Source organism: Bacillus sp. FSL E2-8887, from assembly GCF_038007205.1.
In the GTDB taxonomy this organism is placed as follows: Bacteria; Bacillota; Bacilli; order Bacillales; family Bacillaceae_G; genus Bacillus_A; species Bacillus_A mycoides.
This window is the reverse complement of record NZ_JBBOWS010000001.1, coordinates 3,035,356-3,055,941: the sequence shown is the minus strand read 5'-3', so window position 1 is coordinate 3,055,941 and position 20,586 is coordinate 3,035,356. Positions and strand designations below refer to the sequence as shown.

Here is a 20,586-nt window from a genome sequence, read left to right as displayed (position 1 = left end):
ACAATTTTCTCCTCGCTTTCTTCTAACTATATTTAAATGCGAAGCTATCAATTATGCCTGCATATGTTACTGAGATTTTAATTCTAAATATACAAATACTAGTACCGTCATAATTGCTATAATAACGTAAGTAACATCAAGCATTATAAGTGTCTTTAATGTTTCAGTCATCCTAATTCACCCCTGTTATAAAAATATAACATGACCTCTTATCAATTAAATAAGAGATCATAAAGATAACAATGTACATGAAATTTCTTAAGTAGTTTCTATATAAATATATCATATAAATAATGTAAAAAATGTTAAGATGGTGTAAATGTATTGTAAATAAAGAGGTTTCCTATAAAATCTTTAATCAAAAAATTGATAGTTCTTCAAAATGAAAAAACGCTATTCTTTCTGTTGAATGATAGAAAGAATAGTGTTGTTGTATGCTTATTAGTTGCTAATAGTTCTCTAAATCAATTATCTAGCTATTTGAAGGCATCAACAAAGGTGTCCATTTTTCTGTATGTTTTTTAGTGTCAGTAAAAATATTATGTCAACAATATGAACTGTCACAAATTTATATATATTATTGTGATTGATATCACATCCTTTTTTCCTAATGGGTATTATGCTTAATTTGTAATGAATGATTGGGAGAGGGTGGGATGATATGTTTTGTTATCAATGTGAACAAACGCCAACAGGCGGATGTAAAGTGATGGGTGTTTGTGGTAAGAATGAAACAATTGCAAGTTTACAAGATACGATTGTGTTTGGATTAAAAGGAATAGCGGCTTATCGTACGCATGCTGCGCAGCTAGGGTATACAGATGCATTTGTAGATGCTACAACTCAAGAAGCGCTATATATGACATTAACAAATTCTAACTTTAATGAACAAGAACATATTGATATGGCTATGAAAGTAGGGAAATCGGCTTTACGAGTAATGGAGTTATTAGATGAGGCACATACGAATCACTTTGGTGTTCCGGAGCCTGTTCAAATTACGCAGAACCATGTAGAAGGTAAGGCAATTGTAGTTACTGGTCATAATTTATTTGCATTAGAAGAGTTATTAAAGCAAACAGAAGGAAAAGAAATTAATATTTATACGCATTCTGAAATGCTACCAGCACACGGATATCCACAACTGAAAAAATATAAACATTTAAAAGGAAACATCGGTAAGGCATGGTATGATCAACGACGCCTTTTCGAAAAATTTACAGGTGCCATATTAGCTACAACGAACTGTGTTATGCCAATTAAAGGATCATACTCTGATCGATTCTTTTCATATGATATTGCAGGTTTAGAGGGTGTACAAAAAATTGAAAATGATGATTTTGCACCATTGATTCAAAAAGCGCTTGAACTTCCAGAAGTACATATGGAGTCGGATGAGCAGTTAGTAACAGGGTTTCATCATAATACAGTATTATCATTAGCTCCGGAAATTATTAATGCAGTAAAAGAAGGAAAGATTAAGCGTTTCTTTGTCATCGCAGGTTGTGATGCTCCGGGAAAAGGCGGAGAATATTATCGTGAATTAGCAACGTCACTTCCGCCAGAAACGGTTATTTTAACAACTTCTTGCGGGAAATTCCGTTTTAATGATGTGAGTTATGGTGTTGTGCCCGGTACGGAGATTCCACGTTACATTGACTTAGGACAATGTAATAATTCAATTTCTACAGTGAAAATAGCGGCCGCTTTAGCAGATGCTTTCCAATGTGAAGTGAATGAATTGCCAGTGAGTATTGTTCTATCATGGTTTGAACAAAAAGCGGTTGCCATTTTACTTGGGCTATTTAGTCTTGGTATTCAAGATATTCGCATTGGTCCAAAGGCACCTGAATTTATTTCACCTGGTGTGCTTGATGTATTACAAGAGACATTCGGTTTAAAACTAATTACAACCGCAGCAGAAGATATGAATATGATGTTATCGTAACAAAAAGGATGTCCTATATGTAGAGTTGACTTTATAAAGAGTTTGTATGTATTCGCAAGCTCATGTATTAGATGCACAGGTGCATTAGTAGAAGAACAAAAAAATGATCCGTCTTTTTAATAAGGAGAGCTATCCACATTCATTAACTTCGGAATATTATAACGCCCAAAATAAAAATGCGGAATTTTTGTTTTGGGTATTTCCTTTTCTTAGCTGGATAGGTATGTGGTGAGATTTCTTAAGAAGAAAATAGGCAGTATCCAATAGATAATAGCGGATTTAAGAAAAAATTTAAAAATCGAGTTGACATTCTATCTACATAGTCATACAATGTAGTGGTAATGAGTAATACTGAATAGCGTAGTTTTTAAAAATATATTCAGTATCCAATAGGCAAAAGCGGATTTAAGAAAAAATTTAAAAATCGAGTTGACATTCCATCTACTTAGTCGTACAATGTAGTTGTAATAAGTAATACTGAATAGTGAGGTTTCTCAAAAGCTATTCAGTAAAAATTAGCCTTAGTACTCTGTGATACTGAATATAAGTCAGACAGAATAGGGGGTAAAGGAGGATCAGAATATGGAAAATTTAACTGAAATGCTGAAAGGTTCGCTGGAAGGATGTGTTCTGGAAATCATTAGCCGCCGTGAAACTTATGGCTATGAGATTACCCGCCACCTGAATGAGCTTGGGTTTACTGAAGTCGTGGAAGGAACGGTCTATACCATCCTTGTGCGATTAGAGAAGAAAAAACTTGTGAATATTGAAAAGAAACCGTCAGACATGGGGCCGCCTCGCAAGTTTTATTCACTAAATGAGGATGGCCGTCAGGAGCTTGAATTATTTTGGAGAAAATGGGATTTTGTATCATCAAAAATTAACGTCTTGAAGTCAAACTAGCCTCATAAGATTAAATATTCGGCCGATATTTTGGGAGTTTCTTGTTCTGCTTTATAAAAAAGGAGGAAAAATAATATGTTGGAAATGTTCAAAAAATTAATTGGTGATAAAAAAGAGTACAAAATGATGATGGCACGGGTTGGAGCTCTGCCAGAGGACTATCAGTTTGTGTTTAAGAAAATTCAAAACTACATGTGGAATTTCTCAGCTGGTAACGGGATGGATATGCTACACATACAGTATGAATTAATCGATTTGTTTGAAGCCGGTGCGGCGGAAGGCAGACAAGTGCTTGAAATCACTGGGGAGGACGTGGCATCCTTTGCTGACGAACTAGTGGCAAATGCTAAAACTTATGTTTCCAAGTATCGTGAAGATTTGAATGAAAGTATCATGAAACAATTGAGAAAAAAATAAATGCAACAGGTAATACCGACTGATTAGCTGGTTACAAATGTGAATTGACGCCATTGCTATTCAGTTATATTTTTAAATCAGTACTAAGTAATACAGATTATCAGTAATACTAAATAGAGGGTGTAGGCAGTCTATCTTTACAAAACATTTTTTAAGGAGGAAAAAAGCATGACCAATACAGCGATTTCTGTAAAAGGATTAAAAAAATCCTTTAAAGATAAGGAAGTGTTAAAAGGGGTAGATTTTGAAGTGCAGCGTGGCTCCATTTTCGCACTGCTGGGCTCAAATGGAGCGGGCAAGACGACGATAGTCAATATCCTCTCGACGCTGATGAAGCAAGATGGCGGCGAAGTAGGTATTTGTGGTTTTGACGTTCAGCGTCAACCGGATCATGTTCGTCAAAGTATCAGTCTGACAGGGCAGTTTGCAGCTTTAGACGGTATGCTCACGGGGAGAGAGAACTTGATAATGATTGCCAATTTGCGTGGAGTTTCTAGTCCTGCTCAAGTCGCTGATAATTTGCTTGCAAGATTCAGCCTGACTGATGCAGCCAACCAGAGGGCAGACCAGTACTCAGGTGGGATGAAGCGCCGGCTTGATATCGCCATGAGCTTGATTGGGACGCCAGCAGTCATTTTTCTCGATGAACCGACGACAGGGCTTGACCCCGAAGCGCGTATTGAAGTGTGGGATACCGTCAAGGAACTTGCCGGCGGCGGCACAACCATCTTGCTCACGACCCAGTACCTCGAGGAAGCCGAACAACTGGCGGACCGTATCGCTATCTTGCATGGCGGAAAAATTATTAAGACTGGTACTCTTACAGAACTTAAAGAGATGTTCCCGCCAACAAAAGTGGAGTATATCGAAAAGCAGCCGACATTGGAAGAAATTTTCCTTGCGATCATTGGCAAAAAGGAGGAGATGTAAATGAAGAGCAAAACAGGGGTATTATTAGGGCGCTTAATGCGCAACATCATGCGCAGTCCAGATACAATTATTACGGTAGCGATTACGCCGATTATGATGATGCTGTTGTTTGTCTACGTATTTGGCGGCGCCATAAAGACAGGAACGGATAACTACGTCAATTATTTATTGCCGGGAATCTTGCTGATGGCTATCGCATCCGGTGTCGCTTACACTTCCGTACGGTTGTTTACGGATGTAAAGAGCGGGCTGATGGCACGTTTCATTACTATGCCTATCAAGCGTTCGTCGGTATTATGGGCTCACGTATTAACATCACTTGTTGCTAATGTGCTTACTATCGTGGTGGTTATCCTTGTTGCGCTCTTAATGGGCTTCCGTTCCAGTGCTAATATTCTGGATTGGCTCGCGGTAGCTGGAATACTCGGGATGTTTACGCTGGCGCTGACATGGCTGGCTATCATTCCTGGGTTGACAGCGAAGTCTATGGAAGGGGCGACAGCCTACTCGTACCCACTAATTTTTCTGCCCTTTATTAGTTCGGCCTTTGTTCCTACCGAAACTATGCCAAAAATTGTTCGTGCGTTCGCTGAAAACCAGCCTGTGACTTCAATCGTGAATGCGATTCGTGCCCTCTTATATGAAGAGGCTGTTGGCAACGATATTTGGATTGCACTTGCTTGGTGTGTGGGCATTATGGTTATCGCTTACTTCTTCGCCGGCAAAGCATTTAAACGTCAGTTAGGGTAACACCACCAGTTAATGGCAACTAAATCTTCTGGAATAATATATATATGGGAAAATGGATTTAAATCACATTAATCTTAGTTATTGCTATAATTGTTAGTATTCTTACTGGTTATGCAGTTGGTACGTAAGTAGGCTCAGACGTTGAGAAAAAGCAGACTGAGAGAGTTAAAAGGGAAGAGATAATATTTTGCCCTCAATTCTAATTGCCATATAATAAATGCAATTTTTATACATGAAAAGCCCACCTGTTTCCGTAGGTGGGCTATATCTTTATTACACAATTCGAAAGTATACTCTCTTTTTCTAAGTATGTAATTATGCATATTTAGAAAAAACTACACTTAATAAATATTACATATAGTAAATGGAAACTTATGGTGTAATTCTTTTAACAGGCTTAACATGATAACCATTATATAAGGTGCGTAGGCTCCTTTGGAAAAGTTCTTCTTTTCTGAAAAATGAATGTTAATTCGTTATATGTAATAAAAATTCATGAGAATAATTTTATGTTTTCTAAATTTATTCCTTTACATCAATGTGTATTATTTATTACAACAGCTTCATGTCAAAGATAAGATGTGAAAGCAAAGGGAAATATAAGTATCTTTATAACGAGTTCCTAATATAATCAATGTGTTAACGAAAGGAACTCTGTATTATGTTTACTTTTCTATTAACTAATACAGCTTCAAAAAATAGACACAATTGCTACATACCAATTGTAATTTATTATCTATTCATAATTCTGTTTATTCTGTCTTTCTAAAAATAAAAAAATATTAGACTCGCAAATATAAACGTTATAATGAGGGCGTCGAGAGGTAACCGATTACCTACGAAGAAAATATCAAACATTTTAAAATTGGACAGACTGAAACGATTAATTACAGAAAGGTGTGTGACCAGAAGGGGAATTTCTTCAAAATAGTTTAGCAGCAGCGGACATCGTATTAGCTGGTGTAAACAATATCATCAATGGTAAGTATAGGGTTGGAGGATAAATGCCTCGCACATTAAGAGAGACAGCTTTAGGTGGAATCGTTTACAATATGGCGCATCTAGTAAGCGGTTCATTTTTTAAGAATGGTCTATATTCTTAAGCCTAAAAAGAGACGTAAGAATAGGATACAAGGGGGATTTATTATATGAATGGGAATACTGCAAAAAAAATAGAATTTCAAGCTGAAAATAATGCAGTGAAAAATGAGAAATATCCAGATCCTAAAAAGTGGCATAAACAAGATACTACCTGGGCATTGAGCCTTTTTGGAACAGCAATTGGAGCAGGAGTACTCTTTTTACCTATTAATGCCGGTTCAGGTGGTTTATTATCATTACTGTTAATTACGATACTTGCATTTCCTGTTATGTATTACTCACATAGGGCACTTGCTAAAATGATATACGCTTCCAATTCTGCTGATGAGGGGATTACAGGCACAATAAGAGAGTATTTTGGCAATAAGGCAAGTATAATTTTTAACATAGTATATTTCGTCTCAATTTATACGATCGTACTGATGTATTCGGTTGCACTTACAAATACTGCAAGTAGTTTTATCGTGCATCAATTGCACATGCCGGAGCCTCCAAGGGCCATTTTATCACTTGTATTAGTACTCGGTCTTATCGCTATACTAAATTTCGGTCAAGATATCACTGTAAAGATAATGAGCATGCTAGTATATCCTTTCATAGCTTCTTTACTGTTTATCTCAATATCTTTAATTCCACAGTGGAATACGTCAATGCTTAGTTTCTCAAGTGCGTCTACTGCTTCAACAGGAACAGGGTATTTTGGAGTGATATTGATGATACTACCAATCATCGTATTCTCGTTCAATCATTCTCCTATGATTTCGTCATTCGTTATGAAACAGAGAGCTACGTATGGAATAGAAGCTACTGATGCCAAGTGTGCTCAAATACAAAAAGTTTGCTATATCATGACATTCGCTGTTGTTATGTTCTTTGTTTGGAGCAGTACTTTAAGTTTGACTCCAGATGATCTTAAGATGGCAAAAGAACAGAACTTGTCAATCCTATCATATCTTGCTAATGAGCTTAATTCGCCTGTAATCACTATTGCAGCTCCTATCATTGCTTTTGTGGCTATTACAAAGTCTTTCCTTGGCCATTATGTAGGAGCGTATGAGGTAATGCGTGACATGATTATGAAGTCCGGTAAAAAACGCGGGAAAGATATAGGAGAAAAAACAGTTCAGACAATGATTCTTACTTTTGTCGTATTAACATGCTGGTATGTTGCTTATGCAAATCCAAGTATTCTTGGAATCATTGATGCTCTTAGCGGTCCATTAGTTGCTGCGATCTTATGTCTATTACCAATGTATGCGATTCGTAAAGTACCAGTACTGGCTAAATACAGAGGGAAAATGAGCAATGTGTTTGTCATTATTGTAGGTATACTTACTGTCCTAGCAAGTATTAAGTCATTATTCTAATTCGCTATTGTTAGTTCAAGTGCTAAAATAGCGGGATATGAAAAATGAATGAAAGAGATTATGGAGAAGATAAATCCAAATTCGAATTTAGAACAAGTAATTTAATGAGGGTTAAACTCTAATATGAAAAGACATGAACAAAGATTAGTTCATGTCTTTTTTTGTGTTGGCGTTATTCTTAGAAGAGCGTTTCAAGTAGCGGTAGCGAATAAAATGTTTTTACTAGGTATTTAAATAGAGGTAACTGGCATCTAGTCAAACTCAATATTATTTTGGGTTTAACTGACCACTGCTTATGGGCAGTATAAACATAATCTCTCTTTTAAACCTTCTAACACTTCTTCAGGAACTTCCCTGATTTTGATATCTTTACCTAGGAAAAGTAGCCAATTTGTTATTTCTATCAATTCATCGAGATTATTAACATTGATAAAAGTTTTTAGAATGGCTGTGGATTGGTAAGGATTTGTATAGGAAATAGAAATTTTTATAGGATGGTATTTTTTGAACTGGGTAATCGCTTTTGGACCAAGTTCAAGTACAAGGTTGATTGCTTCGTCCTTCTTACTTAGTTTTTCTGAAATTTTTTTCTTACTTAATCTAGTTTTCGTCGTATAGGTTTCGACATTAATGAGATGATCGACAAGAAACATCTTCTTTTTTTCTTCTTTTATGTCAAAGCCTTCAATTATCCAATGGCTTTTTTCTTGATAAAGGTGCAGTAGATAAATTGGATAAGACTTGGTTTCCTCCTCTTCTTTTACGGTAATCAATAAATGGCTATCTAAAAGAAGGATTTGGATGAGTTTTTCTAACATAGGATGGGGGAGGTCAGAAAGCTCAAGTAGGTCAGGATTATGAGGGTTAGTCCCTTCAAAAAGCAAGATTTGATTTAAAAGAACAAGGTCATCCTGCTGGATTTCTGAGATGAGTCCTAGTAGTTTTTCGGCTAAAGACTGACGACTCTTTAGATAGGGAAGTTGTTGATTTCTTGTGGCCATAAAGGCAATAAAAAGAGCTTTGACCTCATTATCAGTAAAGCGAACAACGGGCAAGATAGAGTTATGCATGACAAAATATCCTCCATCCCTGCCAACTTCAGCGACGAGCGGCATCCCCATGGCTTCAATTTCTCTAATGTCTCTAATAGCTGTCGATCGTGAGATGTTAAATTCTCGTATGATTTCAGAAATTGTAAAGTGGGAGCGGTTGTTAATATAGCGCATGATCGTATTAATCCGTTCAACTTTTTTCATGTTGGTCTCCTAAACAGTATCATTTTTTGACATGATTTAAAGATATTATAAACTCATCAAGTGAAAAGATAAATCGTTTGATCAATTTAAAAGTGAGGAAGGTTTTAAATATGAAAAATTATACAATAGAAGAAAAAGATAGCTTTATCGTGTTAGGTATTGGAACTGAACTTAAGAGCCACTATACAGACTTTGCGGGCATAAACAAGGAAAAGGCAGACTTTTGGCTGGCTGTCGAACAAGATGGAAGGTTGGACACTTTAAAAGCTTTAGCTACAAATGATTACATTTTTTCTGTGAGTGAAGCGGTGAATAACAAGATGATGTATTACGCTGGTGTCATGACAGAGGCAACGATACAAGAAGAATCTAGAGTTATCCAGTTTCCGAGGGGAGAATACCTAGTAGTTAAAGGGGAAGGCGATACAGCTGAGGAGCTAAGTAATAAGCTTACTGGTATTGCATTTGGTCAAGCATTAGCAGAAGTAAAAGATTTTTCCTATGTTGGTGGGCCAAATACAACAGTTGAGATGGGGCAGCGAAACGGCTTAGTATTTGGTGAAATATGGATTCCAGTTGTTAGGAAGTAAAGTATTAAAAGGAGAGATGGAATTGTCCAATATAGTTGATTTTAAAAACGTAACTACAGCTGGCATGGAGTCTTCACCCGTAGCAGAAGCACTTGCTGGTTTACGTGCCCATGAAGCACGTTACTTTATGAATAAATACAAGCATGAATTTACGGTTGTACCAGCTAGTGAAAGCGAGAAGACTCTTGATTATGTGAACCGCATTTTGAAAGAAGAACGTGATATTGAGTTTGCGGCAAAACCTTTAGAAACATCGTGTTTTCAAGTGGAAAATATTAAATTTGCCTATGTCTTCTATGAGGATGGTCTTGCAGTCAACGTCATGTATACGCTGGATAACCCAAAGAAGCGGGCTGTTGGATTTAAGCTTTCTGAGGGAATGGAGATACCAACGGAGTTAGTAGAGAAGTTTAAGTTTGCTAGACAGAAGTCTAAACTTGCTGGAACAATTCGAGGTTCGTTTTTTGTAATTAAAGGAGAATATATTGCAAGTTGAAGAATCAGTCATTTGTTGTATTGAGTTATTCTTTTAAAAGGCGCGATTAAGGCTAACAATCTTAAATTGTTAGCCTTTTTTACATAAGTATAATATTCATAGTCTGCTACACACTACGTTCAGATAAAATAAAACGAAAGGAAATTACTGTAGAGTGGTGGTGGCGTGAGCAAAAAAAGGCTATTTGAGTTATTCTTAGTAACTTTTGCTTTACTATTCCTTCATGTAAGCACATTTACTAATGAAAAATTGAATGATAAATTTGGTAACTTTACCTTCTTTGTTGTATTTCTCATGTTTTATATCAACGTTGCATTTATAAAGCGGTATTTTGATGATATACAAAAGTGGATTCGAAATATCACATTTCTTCTTGCCCTGTTAGTAGTAACTTTAATATCACTATGGATAGGTTACTTTTAAAGCCTTGTGATTAAGGAATTTTTGTTTTGTTATCTTTCCTTAACAACAAACAAGACGCCAACCAGATCATGGTAGCGCCTACTATAATATAATCTCTTTTCTAGATATGCCTTTATCAAGAATCAAAGAACTTAATACCACTTAGTACAAAAGCATCAGAACTTGGGCTATAACCAACTAACTTTCTTGTTCCTTCAATATCAATTCGTTTAAACCTGTTGTTAGATACACCATGTAAAATTGAAAATGGAGGTAAGTTCTTTGCCGTCATCGACTTTAAGAGAAGGTCCATAAAATCTTCTGGGCTTAAGTATGCACTCATATCTCTAGCTGTTAGTGGTTTACCATATGGATTATAATCATCATATGCACCTATACGAATAGCAAGACTTTGTAACCCTTCTTCATAAGCAAAATAAGAAGCAACAGCCTCTGCAAAACACTTACTTACCCCGTACATATTTTTGGGTCTCGTGGGTGAATAAGCATGTGGTTGATAATCCAAAGGATAGCCTTCAATTGTTTGAGCACTGGAAGCAACTATCACTTTGGATACATTATTATCACTAGCAGCTCTAAAAATATTATAGGTTCCCTTTATATGATTTTCTAATAAGGAGCCATAAAAATCAGCATTTGGCGAAGGATTACCTGCCAAGTGTATAACTATATCTATACCTTTCGTAAATTCTTGACAAGCAGCTAAATCAGAAACATCTAAATATATGATTTCATGATTTGTATCTTTAAAAGTTTCTAAAGCAGATAAGTTAATATCTGCTAGCCGTAACTGGTAATTCCCTTGCTTATCTAGGAATCTTGTAACATCTTGGCCAATCTTACCTGCAGCACCTGTAACTAAAATTTTTTGCATTTCACTTCATCCTTCCATAAAAAATACATCCCTTGTCAAGGGTCATATAATAGAGCATGCACTTATTGTATGTTGGTAATGGCATTAAATAAAACGAAGAAATATAATGGAGACATGAATAAAATTCATGAGGAGGACCATAGTGACTTTAACAAAATATGAAATATTTAACAAAGTGGCAGAACTCAATAGTTTTACAAAAGCTGCAGAAGTGTTAGGTTTCACCCAATCTGCTGTAAGTCATGCAATTAGCAGTTTGGAAAAAGAGTTTTCCTTTCCTTTATTTATTCGTAATCACTCTACTTTAACATTGACCAAAAATGCAGAGGAGCTTTTAATTACCGTTCGGAAAATTTTATACTATAACAACATGCTGAAGCAGGAAGTAGCCGCTATCAATGGGTTCCAAAAAGGAACAGTAAGAGTGGGGGTTTTTTCGAGTATTTCTAAAAACTGGATTCCTGGTATTCTTAAAAAAATGGAGGAAAAGTTTCCAAATATTGAAATCGAATTACTGGAAGGAAACTATGCTGAGGTTGAGAATTGGTTACAAAACGGGAGATTAGATTGTGGATTTATTAATAATGATACTTACTTTGAATCATTTGAAAAATCCTTTGAAATCGTACAATTGAAGAGGGATCGACTTTTATGTGTTGTATCTAACCAATCCCCATTATGTAAGGAAAACCAAGTATCAATGCAACAAATAGAAAATGTACCTTTTATTATGCCAACATATCAGTGTTATGATGATATTCAAAAAATATTTAGGGAGAATAAAGTTAGCCCCAATATTCGATTCGAAAATATGAATGAATACTCAGTGATCTCCATGGTGGAGAATAATCTAGGAATTAGTATATTGCCAGAAATGATTATACCGACATCAAAAATTTCTTTTGCAGCAATTCCACTTGAAAGTGATAGCTATCGAACTATTGGATTAGCTATAAGAAAACCAACCTCACTCGCGACTAAGAAATTTTCTGAGATTACTAAAAGGTGGGTATCATTTGAATCAATTTAATTTTGCCAAAATCTGAGTTATTTAAACTGATATGGTTCTTCTTGAACGGAGCAGATTAATTCAATAAGCAATGAGAAAAAGTTATATATTATGTGTCGATGTAGAACTATAATATACAAAAATCAGGAGGTGATTATATAGTAATATATAAATTATATGACAGAACACCCTAATAACTTTGACTAATTACTAAACCTATATGAATCTTTATGATGGAATTCACTTAAATTAACAAGTAATGATTTGGAACGAATGTGCAATCAAAGTTGATACGCCATACGCATTTGATGAAAAATAATTAGTGGGTATGGGACGTGTTATTTCAGATGGTGTAATTACTGGAGTAGTTTGGGGAATATGCGTTCTATCAATCTATCTGTCCGAAGGAATCGCCGCCATGTACAAATCGCGCTGGGTAATTGAATCATTTTTCCGCTGGATTTAGCTGAATTTGAACGTTCCCGTATTGTTTGGCACAACATCCAATGCGTTGTTCAATCAGTTATTCACAGCTATAATTGCCTATGCTTTGCTGAAATTTCTTCGTGCACAAGGCCAAAAGACAAAATAAACGCTTGTCATTTGCAGGTTTCACACGCCTGTTTCTTTGTGAAGCCTTGTCAATTGAGTGGCAAATTAGTTTGAAAGAAACACTTGAATTCTACAGGTCGATAAATCAAGAAACTGTATTACTTTGGTTAATCAACATACGTGTTAATTTATAGTATAATGATTGCTTGAAATAATGCGGTGGAAAACAGGGAAAAGAGGGAACCGATGCCTACTATACTAGTTGCTGACGACGATGCGAACATTCGCGAACTCGTCTGTTTATTTCTACGCAACGACGGATTCGCAACAGCTGAAGCAGCGGACGGCAAGGAAGCACTGGCCGTCTACATCTCAACGAATGTCGATCTTGTCGTACTTGACATTATGATGCCGATTATGGATGGTTGGACGTTAAGCAAGGAGCTCCGAAGAGCCAATCCTGATCTACCTTTACTTATGCTGACTGCGAGAGGAGAAACATGGGAGAAAGTGAAAGGTTTCGAACTTGGGACGGACGATTATTTAACCAAACCATTCGATCCGTTAGAGTTGACGGTTCGTGTTAGGGCACTACTCAAACGATACAAGATTGGCTCCACGCAGACGATCCATTTAGGGAACGTCATCCTTGATCGACAGACCTATAAGGTGATGAAAGGGACGGAGTCGCTTACGTTGCCGCTAAAGGAGTTCGAATTGCTGTATAAGCTCGCTGGAACACCCGGACAAGTCTATACGCGCGTGCAGTTGATCGATCAGATTTGGGGTATCGATTACGCCGGAGATGATCGAACGGTAGACGTACATATTAAACGGCTGCGTGAACGGTTCGCGACAACACCCGATTTTCGGATCGAAACGGTGCGCGGGCTTGGGTATCGGCTTGAGGTTTATGAATGATCAGATCCTTATATATACGTGTTGTCCTGACATTTTTAGTCTCCATCATCGGGGGCACGATCATTTCTTTTTTTGTGTCAACTTGGATATTCGAAGATAAATTGAACGAAAACGCTCAAATCAACTCACGTAACTTTGGCCAAGACATCGTCCGGATTTACAAGACCTTTCCGTTACGTGAAGCGGACTTGTTCGTAAGTGAAATGAAGCAGCTAGATTCTTATTATATTCGAATTTACGAAGCAACGGGTCAGTTCAAGTCTTACGGTAAACTTCACGGACACAAACCTGCGCCTGTGACGATGGAGCAACTAAAGAAAGTATTAGATGGAGGTGTTGTTCAGGACACTCCTAATGGTATTGCCACGGTCCTCTTAGGGTTGCCGTTGAAAACGGAAATGGGAACGAAAGCGATATTTTTGGAAGCGCTCGCCCCTCCTTCAGCCTCTTTTGTCACAAAGTGGGCATTGGTCTTTGCAACATGTTCGTTGATTGCAGGAAGCTTATTGATTCTAGTTGCCTCTGTATTCCTGGTAAGACCGATAAAAAAGCTGACAAAAGCGACCAGGCGGATAGCATCTGGAGATTTCAACGTCAAGTTGAATATTAAGCAAACGAGTGAGCTGGGTACTTTGGCTCGCAGCTTCGAAGAAATGATGCACGATCTGCAGCAACTTGAGCAGATGCGCAGGGAATTCGTAACGAACGTGTCGCACGAGGTTCAGTCTCCGCTCACTTCGATATCCGGTTATGCTCTAGTGCTTAAGCAAGTTGACCTCTCAGAATACGAACGAAGCCGTTATCTTGATATTATCATCGCTGAAGCGAAAAGGATGTCCAAAATGAGCGATAGCCTGCTAAAGCTGAGTTTTCTTGAATCGCAGTCAAAGCAACTGCGGCTCGTCACGCTCAGCCTCGATGAACAAATCCGACGGATAATCGTGGCGCTCCAGCCACAATGGTCTGCTCGCGATATACATTTCGAGCTTGATTTACAGACAGTTAAAGTAACGGCTGATCATGACCTGTTAAATCAGGTATGGACGAATATCCTCAGAAATAGCATCAAATTTTCCGAGGATGCCGGCGTGATTAACGTAAGCATCAAACAAGATATCAAAAACGTGACAATCCTAATATCCGACACTGGTATTGGTATTCACCTTGACGACCAGAAGCGTATATTCGAGCGTTTTTTTAAGGCCGATCGTTCCCACAGTCGTAAGTATGACGGAAGTGGTATGGGACTCGCTATCGTTAAACAGATCGTGTCGCTTCATCAAGGTGACATCCGAGTGAAAAGTGAACTTGGTCAAGGAACGACCTTCATTGTCACCTTGCCAATCACTACACCAACAGATTAGTTAGATTCATTCTCTATGCTACGACTCATATGCAAGCTTACTTGCATATAGAGCCGTAGCATTTTTTTTGGCAGTTCATATTCAGTTCATATTGTCGTCATGGTGAGTACATCTTCATTGGTTAAGTTTTCATTACAGGCACATGAAGGAAGGCAAACAGATCAGGACAGGAGAAGATGACAGTGACACAACAAGAGGAAAAGAAAACGCTGAGTGGAATGAAAATAAAGAAAGTGCGAAACATCTTACTTAAAACCATAGGAGCAATCGTTCTAGCCATTGTACTTTTTTTAGGTATTGTTTATATCGTAAATGTGATAAGTAGTCATTCGGAGCAAAAACGAATAGTGCCCTACGGGCAGCACGTATCTGTAGACGGGAAAAACATGAATGTGTTAATTCAAGGCGAGGGCGAGGAAACGATCGTGCTCCTGCCTGGTTATGGAACAGCTACTCCAGGGCTTGATTTTAAGCTTCTTATCGATGAATTATCTCCATTTTACAAAGTTGTTGCGGTAGAGCCTTTCGGTTATGGATTAAGTGATGAAACTGTAAAAGAGCGAACCACGGAGAATATGGTAAGTGAAGTTCATGAAGCTCTACAGCAGCTTAATATTAACAGATACATGCTCATGGGCCACTCCATTACAGGCATTTATGGAATTGATTATGTGAACAAATATCCAAACGAGGTGACTGCATTTGTCGGAATCGATAGCAGTGTTGCAACACAACCGGGTATGGATATCAATTTCCCATTAAAAACGTTTGCATATCTCAAAAAATCAGGTCTCTTAAGATTGGCTATGAAAATCAGTGCTGACCCCTATGCTGGACTGGCATTTGATGAAAAAACCGTAGAGCAAATGAAAATGATTTCGAATAAAAACATGTATAATGAAACAACCTTGAATGAGATGGACCATATTTCGTCTAATTTTAAAGGGGCTCAAGGTTTAATCTTCCCTAAATATCTTCCACTTCTTCTCTTTGTACAAGCGAATAATGAAGATGTAGCAGGATGGATACCTCTGCATGAAGGGCAGATCAAAGACTCGGTACATGGAAAAATAGTAACCATGGATGGATCACATTATTTACACCATACCAAATTCAAAGAAATCGCTGAAAACGTTAGACTATTTATGAAAGAAGTAAAGTAAGTGTTCAGAGAAAGGTTCATCCGTTATTTTATGCATTTGTCTACAGTCTGCAAGACCATCATTTCGATGGTCTTTTTTATGTCCAAACAGTTGTATATTTCCAAACCAAGATTATACTTTCGCCTGAAAGACATTGGGTTTCATTTTCATATTAACTAACGAGGCAGGTGTGCGGCCGAGCCTAGGTCGTATCATATAACGGGTGGGATTCCCGTCGATTAAGAACTAGCCATTCGCTCGTAGCGAGTCTTGGAGGGCTAAAGGTAACTTTAGTCTTTAAGCGTAGACAGTTAGGTGGCGGATTTGCTTTACTGATCGTTCTATTCATCCTGTCAAACATTATAGGATGTAGTTGTTGGGGTGGCGGTAGCGGCGGATTCGGTTACTAAAAAAAGGGGCACTCATAAGAGTGTCTTTTTTCTCAATATAAGAACTCTAAGAATATGATATTATTTTAATGCAAATTCCCTTTTGTGCAATGAGATAGTAATGCCCAACAAAAAACCCACCTATTTCCGTAGGTGGGCCTTATCTTTATTACACAATATCAAAGTATACTCTCTTTTTCTCGTGAATTTTATGTAATTATACATATTTGTAAAAATTACATAAAATAAATATTACATGCAGTAAAATATAAATTGTGGACACGTTCTATAAAGCTGATTCTCCGATTAGAAGGCGTAACACATATCAACCATATAGGTGTGGTGTGGCGTTGCTTTAATCTAGCCAAACAAACGATCTCGATTCTCTTGTATTTGTACACTAACAATCTGTTGAAAATAAATGATTCTGTTTTATAGGACGTGTTTACTTAATGTCCAATACATATTATTAAATTAAAGTGGTTCAAGTCGGAGGAAGGCAACGGCACCTTAGGGTGTCTTTTTTTTTATGTAATAATGCATAGAATATTAAATTTAACAGATATTATGATATACTCTCAAGGTGTGATACATAATTTCTTTGAATTGGAAAACTAAACCTTATCTACCCAATTATGGGGGGCGCCTTATGGCGTCTTTTTTTTAGGACCTGCTCAATTCAGGCGTAAAAACATAAGGTAAAGTGAACCCGTAAAAATACATGGAATGAACCCTAGTTTCACCTTCTTATCTAAAGGAGGAAATATTATTATGGGATATGGTGGTAGTTGCGGCGAAGGCTGCGGTTTTGCTGGAGGATTTGCTTTACTTGTTGTATTATTTATTTTATTAATCATTATCGGATGCAGTTGCTTCTGCTAAAAAACTATTGGAAAAGACACTCTTATATGGGTGTCTTTTCTTTATGGGGTCTCACCACATCGCCATCAACTAAAAAAATATATAAAACCCCCAAAAAGGAATTTTATATATTTTCAATTTGAAGAGATCAATTTTCTCGTTTGAGGTATTTGTTTACCTTATCATGAGGACAATAAAGTGTTTTATGCTATTTTTTTGAAATGTCAGTAAATTATTTGATGAATTAATAAGTTACTATTAATCTATAAATAGTAACAGTGCAGTAATCCAAAAGAAAAATGCTCAAATCGATAAATAGGGGAGGATTCTAGATGAAGGTAAATCAGAATATTGTTTTAAAAATTATTGGGTTAGAATTTTTATTAATGATTTTTTACACGCTTAACGGGGCCTATCAAATTATTACTAAGCCATCCAGTCCAGTATTACAATTTATTGGACTTGTTCCTTTAGCAGTGGGAATTTTAATATATTTAACAATAAAGAACAAGTGGAAATTCTATTTCTTTGATATTAAGTTAAATAATTCAATGAAGAATACCATTTTATTAAATTCCCCATTAGTGCTTGTTCTATTAGTAATACTACTTGGTAATAAAGGATTAAACACAACATCGGTATCTGACTTATTTTTTATGTTTATCATGCAATTTTTTGTTGTTGCATTTATTGAGGAAATCTTTTTTCGGGGATTTATGCTCAAAATGTTGTTTTCAAAGGGGATAAAAAAATCAGTTTTGATTTCAAGTTTTTTGTTTGGTATCACCCATTTATTACAACTAATTGGTGGGCAGTCTATTGAAGATACCATTTTACAAATCATATATGCATTTTTAGTTGGACTTGTTCTGTCCTTACTTATCGTAAATAAGCAATCAATTATTATCACCATTACTTTCCACACTTTTAATAATTTCTTTAATTTTATGGGGAATGTTCAAGCCTCGTCGCTTTTTACATATATTATTATTGCAATTTTATTCTTCTACACCATATATTTATGGAAACGTGCTAATAAAAAAGAGTGTATTCGACAGGAAATAAATATAGCAGTTTGAGTTGTGATATTACCTTTTCAGTATAGAGGGCAGCCTGGTACCACAATATTACCTTTAAAGGGGCTTGCTGCATGCTCATCAACTTAAGAGATTAATTGTTCCCCTAAAAAAATACGTTATTCTTTCTGTAGAATCATAGGAAAGGATGGCGTTTTTTTCATTCTAGGGGGCATTTCTTTTTATTAGCTTGATAGCGATGTGGCGGTATCCCATTAATAGAAAACGACTGCAAGAGTTATAGTTTTATGTTTTTATTTCCCTTTTGGCATTTATCTTTTAATCAGATGAATGCTTTTTTTAGTACATAATAAAAAAATAACCAGAAAAACTGTCACAAAATCCGTTTTTCTGGTTTCTCTATAATACAGGCATCAAATTGAAAGTGAGGTTTAAACTAACATGTTAACCATAGAAAATGAAGAAAGTCATGCTTCTGATATGCCTTTTGAAGATTTATTTAAGCAGTACTATGCTTATGCTGTGAAACAGATTATATGGATTGTTAAAGATCAATCTATCGCTGAAGAGTTAGCACAAGAAGTGTTTTTACAATTATATCGTAGCGACTGGAAAGTAATTGAAAACATACCTGGATGGTTGATTAAATCTTCTACTTATGTAGCTTATAACCATTTGCGATCTGAAAAAAGGCAACAAGCGAAGATTGATAAAGAAATACAATACCATGAAGTACAAAATGTTTCATCATTAGACGATGATTGGATAAGAAAAGAAGAAATTACAAAGGTACAAACGATACTAAATAAAATGAATGATCGAGAACGAACCCTTTTACTAATGAAATTCTCTGGTTTTCAATATAAAGAAATTGCAGAAATACTTCAAATTGAAATATCTTCTATTGGAACATTATTGGTCCGAGCCAAAATGAAATTTCGCAAGATTTATAAACAAATGGAGGAGGCATAACAAATGAAATGTTATGATATCGGATTTATTCAAACATATATTGATGGAGAACTTTCTCATGATATAAGAAAGGAATTCACAAAGCACCTAGATACATGTGAAGCATGCCAAGATTTATTAGTAGAAATCAGCAAATTAAATCAATGGGAAAACGTAATGCTAGATGAAGAATCTGTAAATTCACCACAAGAAATCAAAATTGATATAGAACAAGCATGGAAAACATTTGAAAGTCGTTCCAAGCTAGACAATGTTTCTAATATAAATCACAAAAAACAACAGAAGAAGGGACTCTTTACAAACATGAGTAAAAAATCAAAACGTTTCATGTATACAGCAGTAGCTGCAGCAGCACTGTTCACAACAGCAATGATTCCACAAGTACAAGTAGCGGCTACAAATGTTGCCTCATATTTTTCTGATGCAATTACAAATGATAAAGTTGTAAATGAAGGAATACAAGATGAAAATGGTGTCACACAAGATATGATGAAGAATGGTGAATATATTCCTATTGATGAAAAAATTACAGATCAAGGTATTACTGTACATTTCAAAGAATTATATATCGCAGATTCACGTATATCAGTTCATTATAGAATGGAAAAAGCTGACGGAAGTTTAGTACCATTTGAATTTGATACATCAGGATTAGAGCTCGAAAGTGATGGTAAAATTAATGGGCAACAAGAGGAAAACCCTGAGATTAAACATGAAGGGAGACTATCATTTATCCATGATTCAGATGACCGTCTTCCTTTTGAACTTATGGCAGCAGGTAAAAAATTAAATGATGTAGGTATTCGTGATAATGATAAACCCGAAGGTGTTGCTACATTTGTTATAGTTTCTGGGGGAAAAGACGATTTTAAACAGCCCCTTACTTTAGATGTAAATATAAATAGAATTGGAAAAGTAATTGGATCTTGGAAAGGAGAAATTCAAATTGATACTTCACATCTGAAAAATAATACTAATTAAAATGAAAAAAAGAATAGAACAATATGTATCTAATGCTCAGTTTATATGTTTTCTTGTTTTCGTTACATTTATTTCTTATATAGTTTTTACTCTATCTTTTATTTATGATTTAAGTTTATAACCTTAAATCAATCATTTAAGACCATTACGAGAAAAACCTCCCTAAAAAAGTAGGAAAATAAATAACCGGTCCCTTAACGTATAAGGAATCGGTTATTTTGTATCTAAAATGTGTCTAAACTTACAATTTTCTTTTTTGATATGGTGCCCCTATAGAGAAAGAATTTTTTCGTTTAGGGGGTA

Annotated in this window: 19 protein-coding genes and 2 pseudogenes; 19 read left to right on the top strand and 2 right to left on the bottom strand. The window is 36.1% G+C overall.

Translation table 11 applies throughout. From position 1 onward, the window contains the following. The first annotated feature begins 661 nt into the window (after positions 1–661). The 6 genes from hcp (at position 662) to NSQ08_RS15535 (ending at position 7,416) form a co-directional block, all read left to right on the top strand. Positions 662–1,948, top strand: coding sequence for a hydroxylamine reductase (hcp, locus tag NSQ08_RS15565; RefSeq protein ID WP_002137545.1), 1,287 nt, complete (start codon positions 662–664; stop codon positions 1,946–1,948). Between the two features lie 582 nt (positions 1,949–2,530). Next, on the top strand, positions 2,531–2,851 hold the full coding sequence (locus NSQ08_RS15560; RefSeq protein WP_002128372.1) for a PadR family transcriptional regulator: 321 nt from the start codon (positions 2,531–2,533) through the stop codon (positions 2,849–2,851). A gap of 75 nt (positions 2,852–2,926) precedes the next feature. Next, a complete protein-coding gene (locus NSQ08_RS15555; RefSeq protein WP_002014108.1) occupies positions 2,927–3,268 on the top strand; it encodes a DUF1048 domain-containing protein in 342 nt (113 codons plus the stop codon). A 168-nt stretch (positions 3,269–3,436) separates the two neighbouring features. Beyond that, positions 3,437–4,198, top strand: coding sequence for an ABC transporter ATP-binding protein (locus tag NSQ08_RS15550; protein ID WP_002033389.1), 762 nt, complete (start codon positions 3,437–3,439; stop codon positions 4,196–4,198). Next, positions 4,199–4,948: an ABC transporter permease gene (locus NSQ08_RS15545; RefSeq protein WP_002033386.1), complete on the top strand. Its 750-nt coding sequence runs from the start codon at positions 4,199–4,201 to the stop codon at positions 4,946–4,948. Positions 4,949–6,096: 1,148 nt separating this feature from the next. Next, positions 6,097–7,416: an aromatic amino acid transport family protein gene (locus tag NSQ08_RS15535; protein ID WP_002033384.1), complete on the top strand. Its 1,320-nt coding sequence runs from the start codon at positions 6,097–6,099 to the stop codon at positions 7,414–7,416. Between the two features lie 293 nt (positions 7,417–7,709). Here NSQ08_RS15535 and NSQ08_RS15530 read toward each other — a convergent pair whose 3' ends face one another. Then, on the bottom strand, positions 7,710–8,672 hold the full coding sequence (locus tag NSQ08_RS15530) for a helix-turn-helix transcriptional regulator (protein ID WP_002033382.1): 963 nt from the start codon (positions 8,670–8,672) through the stop codon (positions 7,710–7,712). A 110-nt stretch (positions 8,673–8,782) separates the two neighbouring features. Here NSQ08_RS15530 and NSQ08_RS15525 point away from each other — a divergent pair, with 110 nt between their 5' ends. The 3 genes from NSQ08_RS15525 to NSQ08_RS15515 all read left to right on the top strand — a co-directional run bounded on the left by NSQ08_RS15525 (position 8,783) and on the right by NSQ08_RS15515 (position 10,181). After that, a complete protein-coding gene (locus NSQ08_RS15525) occupies positions 8,783–9,262 on the top strand; it encodes a GyrI-like domain-containing protein (protein WP_002033380.1) in 480 nt (159 codons plus the stop codon). Further along, positions 9,249–9,758, top strand: coding sequence for a hypothetical protein (locus NSQ08_RS15520; protein WP_002142573.1), 510 nt, complete (start codon positions 9,249–9,251; stop codon positions 9,756–9,758). Before NSQ08_RS15525 ends, NSQ08_RS15520 begins: the two co-directional genes overlap by 14 nt. Before the next feature lie 165 nt (positions 9,759–9,923). Further along, positions 9,924–10,181: a DUF3963 domain-containing protein gene (locus NSQ08_RS15515; protein WP_033709324.1), complete on the top strand. Its 258-nt coding sequence runs from the start codon at positions 9,924–9,926 to the stop codon at positions 10,179–10,181. A 115-nt stretch (positions 10,182–10,296) separates the two neighbouring features. Here NSQ08_RS15515 and NSQ08_RS15510 read toward each other — a convergent pair whose 3' ends face one another. Continuing rightward, entirely contained in the window at positions 10,297–11,055 is a 759-nt protein-coding gene (locus tag NSQ08_RS15510) for an NAD-dependent epimerase/dehydratase family protein (RefSeq protein WP_002014092.1), read from the bottom strand. 142 nt (positions 11,056–11,197) lie between these two features. On the opposite strand from NSQ08_RS15510, the gene NSQ08_RS15505 reads away from it, so the two are divergent. The 10 genes and pseudogenes from NSQ08_RS15505 to NSQ08_RS15460 all read left to right on the top strand — a co-directional run bounded on the left by NSQ08_RS15505 (position 11,198) and on the right by NSQ08_RS15460 (position 20,283). After that, positions 11,198–12,085 (top strand): LysR substrate-binding domain-containing protein, encoded by an 888-nt coding sequence (locus tag NSQ08_RS15505; RefSeq protein WP_002142572.1) that lies wholly within the window; start codon positions 11,198–11,200, stop codon positions 12,083–12,085. Between the two features lie 156 nt (positions 12,086–12,241). Continuing rightward, positions 12,242–12,476: pseudogene (locus NSQ08_RS15500) on the top strand (GNAT family N-acetyltransferase); the annotation flags it as partial. Positions 12,477–12,862: 386 nt separating this feature from the next. Continuing rightward, entirely contained in the window at positions 12,863–13,537 is a 675-nt protein-coding gene (locus NSQ08_RS15495; protein WP_001142154.1) for a response regulator transcription factor, read from the top strand. Next, on the top strand, positions 13,534–14,901 hold the full coding sequence (locus tag NSQ08_RS15490) for a sensor histidine kinase (RefSeq protein WP_201052624.1): 1,368 nt from the start codon (positions 13,534–13,536) through the stop codon (positions 14,899–14,901). Before NSQ08_RS15495 ends, NSQ08_RS15490 begins: the two co-directional genes overlap by 4 nt. Positions 14,902–15,083: 182 nt before the next feature. Continuing rightward, the gene (locus NSQ08_RS15485) at positions 15,084–16,064 is read left to right on the top strand and encodes an alpha/beta hydrolase (RefSeq protein WP_340776606.1); all 981 of its coding nucleotides are present in this window, start codon (positions 15,084–15,086) and stop codon (positions 16,062–16,064) included. 293 nt (positions 16,065–16,357) lie between these two features. After that, positions 16,358–16,453 (top strand): annotated as a pseudogene (locus NSQ08_RS15480) (YjcZ family sporulation protein); the annotation flags it as partial. A gap of 750 nt (positions 16,454–17,203) precedes the next feature. Beyond that, positions 17,204–17,314 (top strand): YjcZ family sporulation protein, encoded by a 111-nt coding sequence (locus tag NSQ08_RS15475; protein WP_000540371.1) that lies wholly within the window; start codon positions 17,204–17,206, stop codon positions 17,312–17,314. Between the two features lie 311 nt (positions 17,315–17,625). Beyond that, positions 17,626–18,372 (top strand): CPBP family intramembrane glutamic endopeptidase, encoded by a 747-nt coding sequence (locus NSQ08_RS15470; protein WP_201052621.1) that lies wholly within the window; start codon positions 17,626–17,628, stop codon positions 18,370–18,372. A 399-nt stretch (positions 18,373–18,771) separates the two neighbouring features. Next, positions 18,772–19,302: an RNA polymerase sigma factor SigX gene (locus NSQ08_RS15465; protein WP_002016748.1), complete on the top strand. Its 531-nt coding sequence runs from the start codon at positions 18,772–18,774 to the stop codon at positions 19,300–19,302. 3 nt (positions 19,303–19,305) lie between these two features. After that, positions 19,306–20,283, top strand: coding sequence for a DUF4179 domain-containing protein (locus NSQ08_RS15460; protein WP_340776597.1), 978 nt, complete (start codon positions 19,306–19,308; stop codon positions 20,281–20,283). The last annotated feature ends 303 nt before the right edge of the window (positions 20,284–20,586 follow it).

Excerpts from the sequence above, each read along its gene's own strand:
- hcp (WP_002137545.1), top strand. The coding sequence starts at position 662 with ATGTTTTGTTATCAATGTGAACAAACGCCAACAGGCGGATGTAAAGTG.
- NSQ08_RS15560 (WP_002128372.1), top strand. The coding sequence starts at position 2,531 with ATGGAAAATTTAACTGAAATGCTGAAAGGTTCGCTGGAAGGATGTGTT.
- NSQ08_RS15555 (WP_002014108.1), top strand. The coding sequence starts at position 2,927 with ATGTTGGAAATGTTCAAAAAATTAATTGGTGATAAAAAAGAGTACAAA.
- NSQ08_RS15550 (WP_002033389.1), top strand. The coding sequence starts at position 3,437 with ATGACCAATACAGCGATTTCTGTAAAAGGATTAAAAAAATCCTTTAAA.
- NSQ08_RS15545 (WP_002033386.1), top strand. The coding sequence starts at position 4,199 with ATGAAGAGCAAAACAGGGGTATTATTAGGGCGCTTAATGCGCAACATC.
- NSQ08_RS15535 (WP_002033384.1), top strand. The coding sequence starts at position 6,097 with ATGAATGGGAATACTGCAAAAAAAATAGAATTTCAAGCTGAAAATAAT.
- NSQ08_RS15530 (WP_002033382.1), bottom strand. The coding sequence starts at position 8,672 with ATGAAAAAAGTTGAACGGATTAATACGATCATGCGCTATATTAACAAC.
- NSQ08_RS15525 (WP_002033380.1), top strand. The coding sequence starts at position 8,783 with ATGAAAAATTATACAATAGAAGAAAAAGATAGCTTTATCGTGTTAGGT.
- NSQ08_RS15510 (WP_002014092.1), bottom strand. The coding sequence starts at position 11,055 with ATGCAAAAAATTTTAGTTACAGGTGCTGCAGGTAAGATTGGCCAAGAT.
- NSQ08_RS15495 (WP_001142154.1), top strand. The coding sequence starts at position 12,863 with ATGCCTACTATACTAGTTGCTGACGACGATGCGAACATTCGCGAACTC.
- NSQ08_RS15490 (WP_201052624.1), top strand. The coding sequence starts at position 13,534 with ATGATCAGATCCTTATATATACGTGTTGTCCTGACATTTTTAGTCTCC.
- NSQ08_RS15475 (WP_000540371.1), top strand. The coding sequence starts at position 17,204 with ATGGGATATGGTGGTAGTTGCGGCGAAGGCTGCGGTTTTGCTGGAGGA.
- NSQ08_RS15470 (WP_201052621.1), top strand. The coding sequence starts at position 17,626 with ATGAAGGTAAATCAGAATATTGTTTTAAAAATTATTGGGTTAGAATTT.
- NSQ08_RS15465 (WP_002016748.1), top strand. The coding sequence starts at position 18,772 with ATGTTAACCATAGAAAATGAAGAAAGTCATGCTTCTGATATGCCTTTT.
- NSQ08_RS15460 (WP_340776597.1), top strand. The coding sequence starts at position 19,306 with ATGAAATGTTATGATATCGGATTTATTCAAACATATATTGATGGAGAA.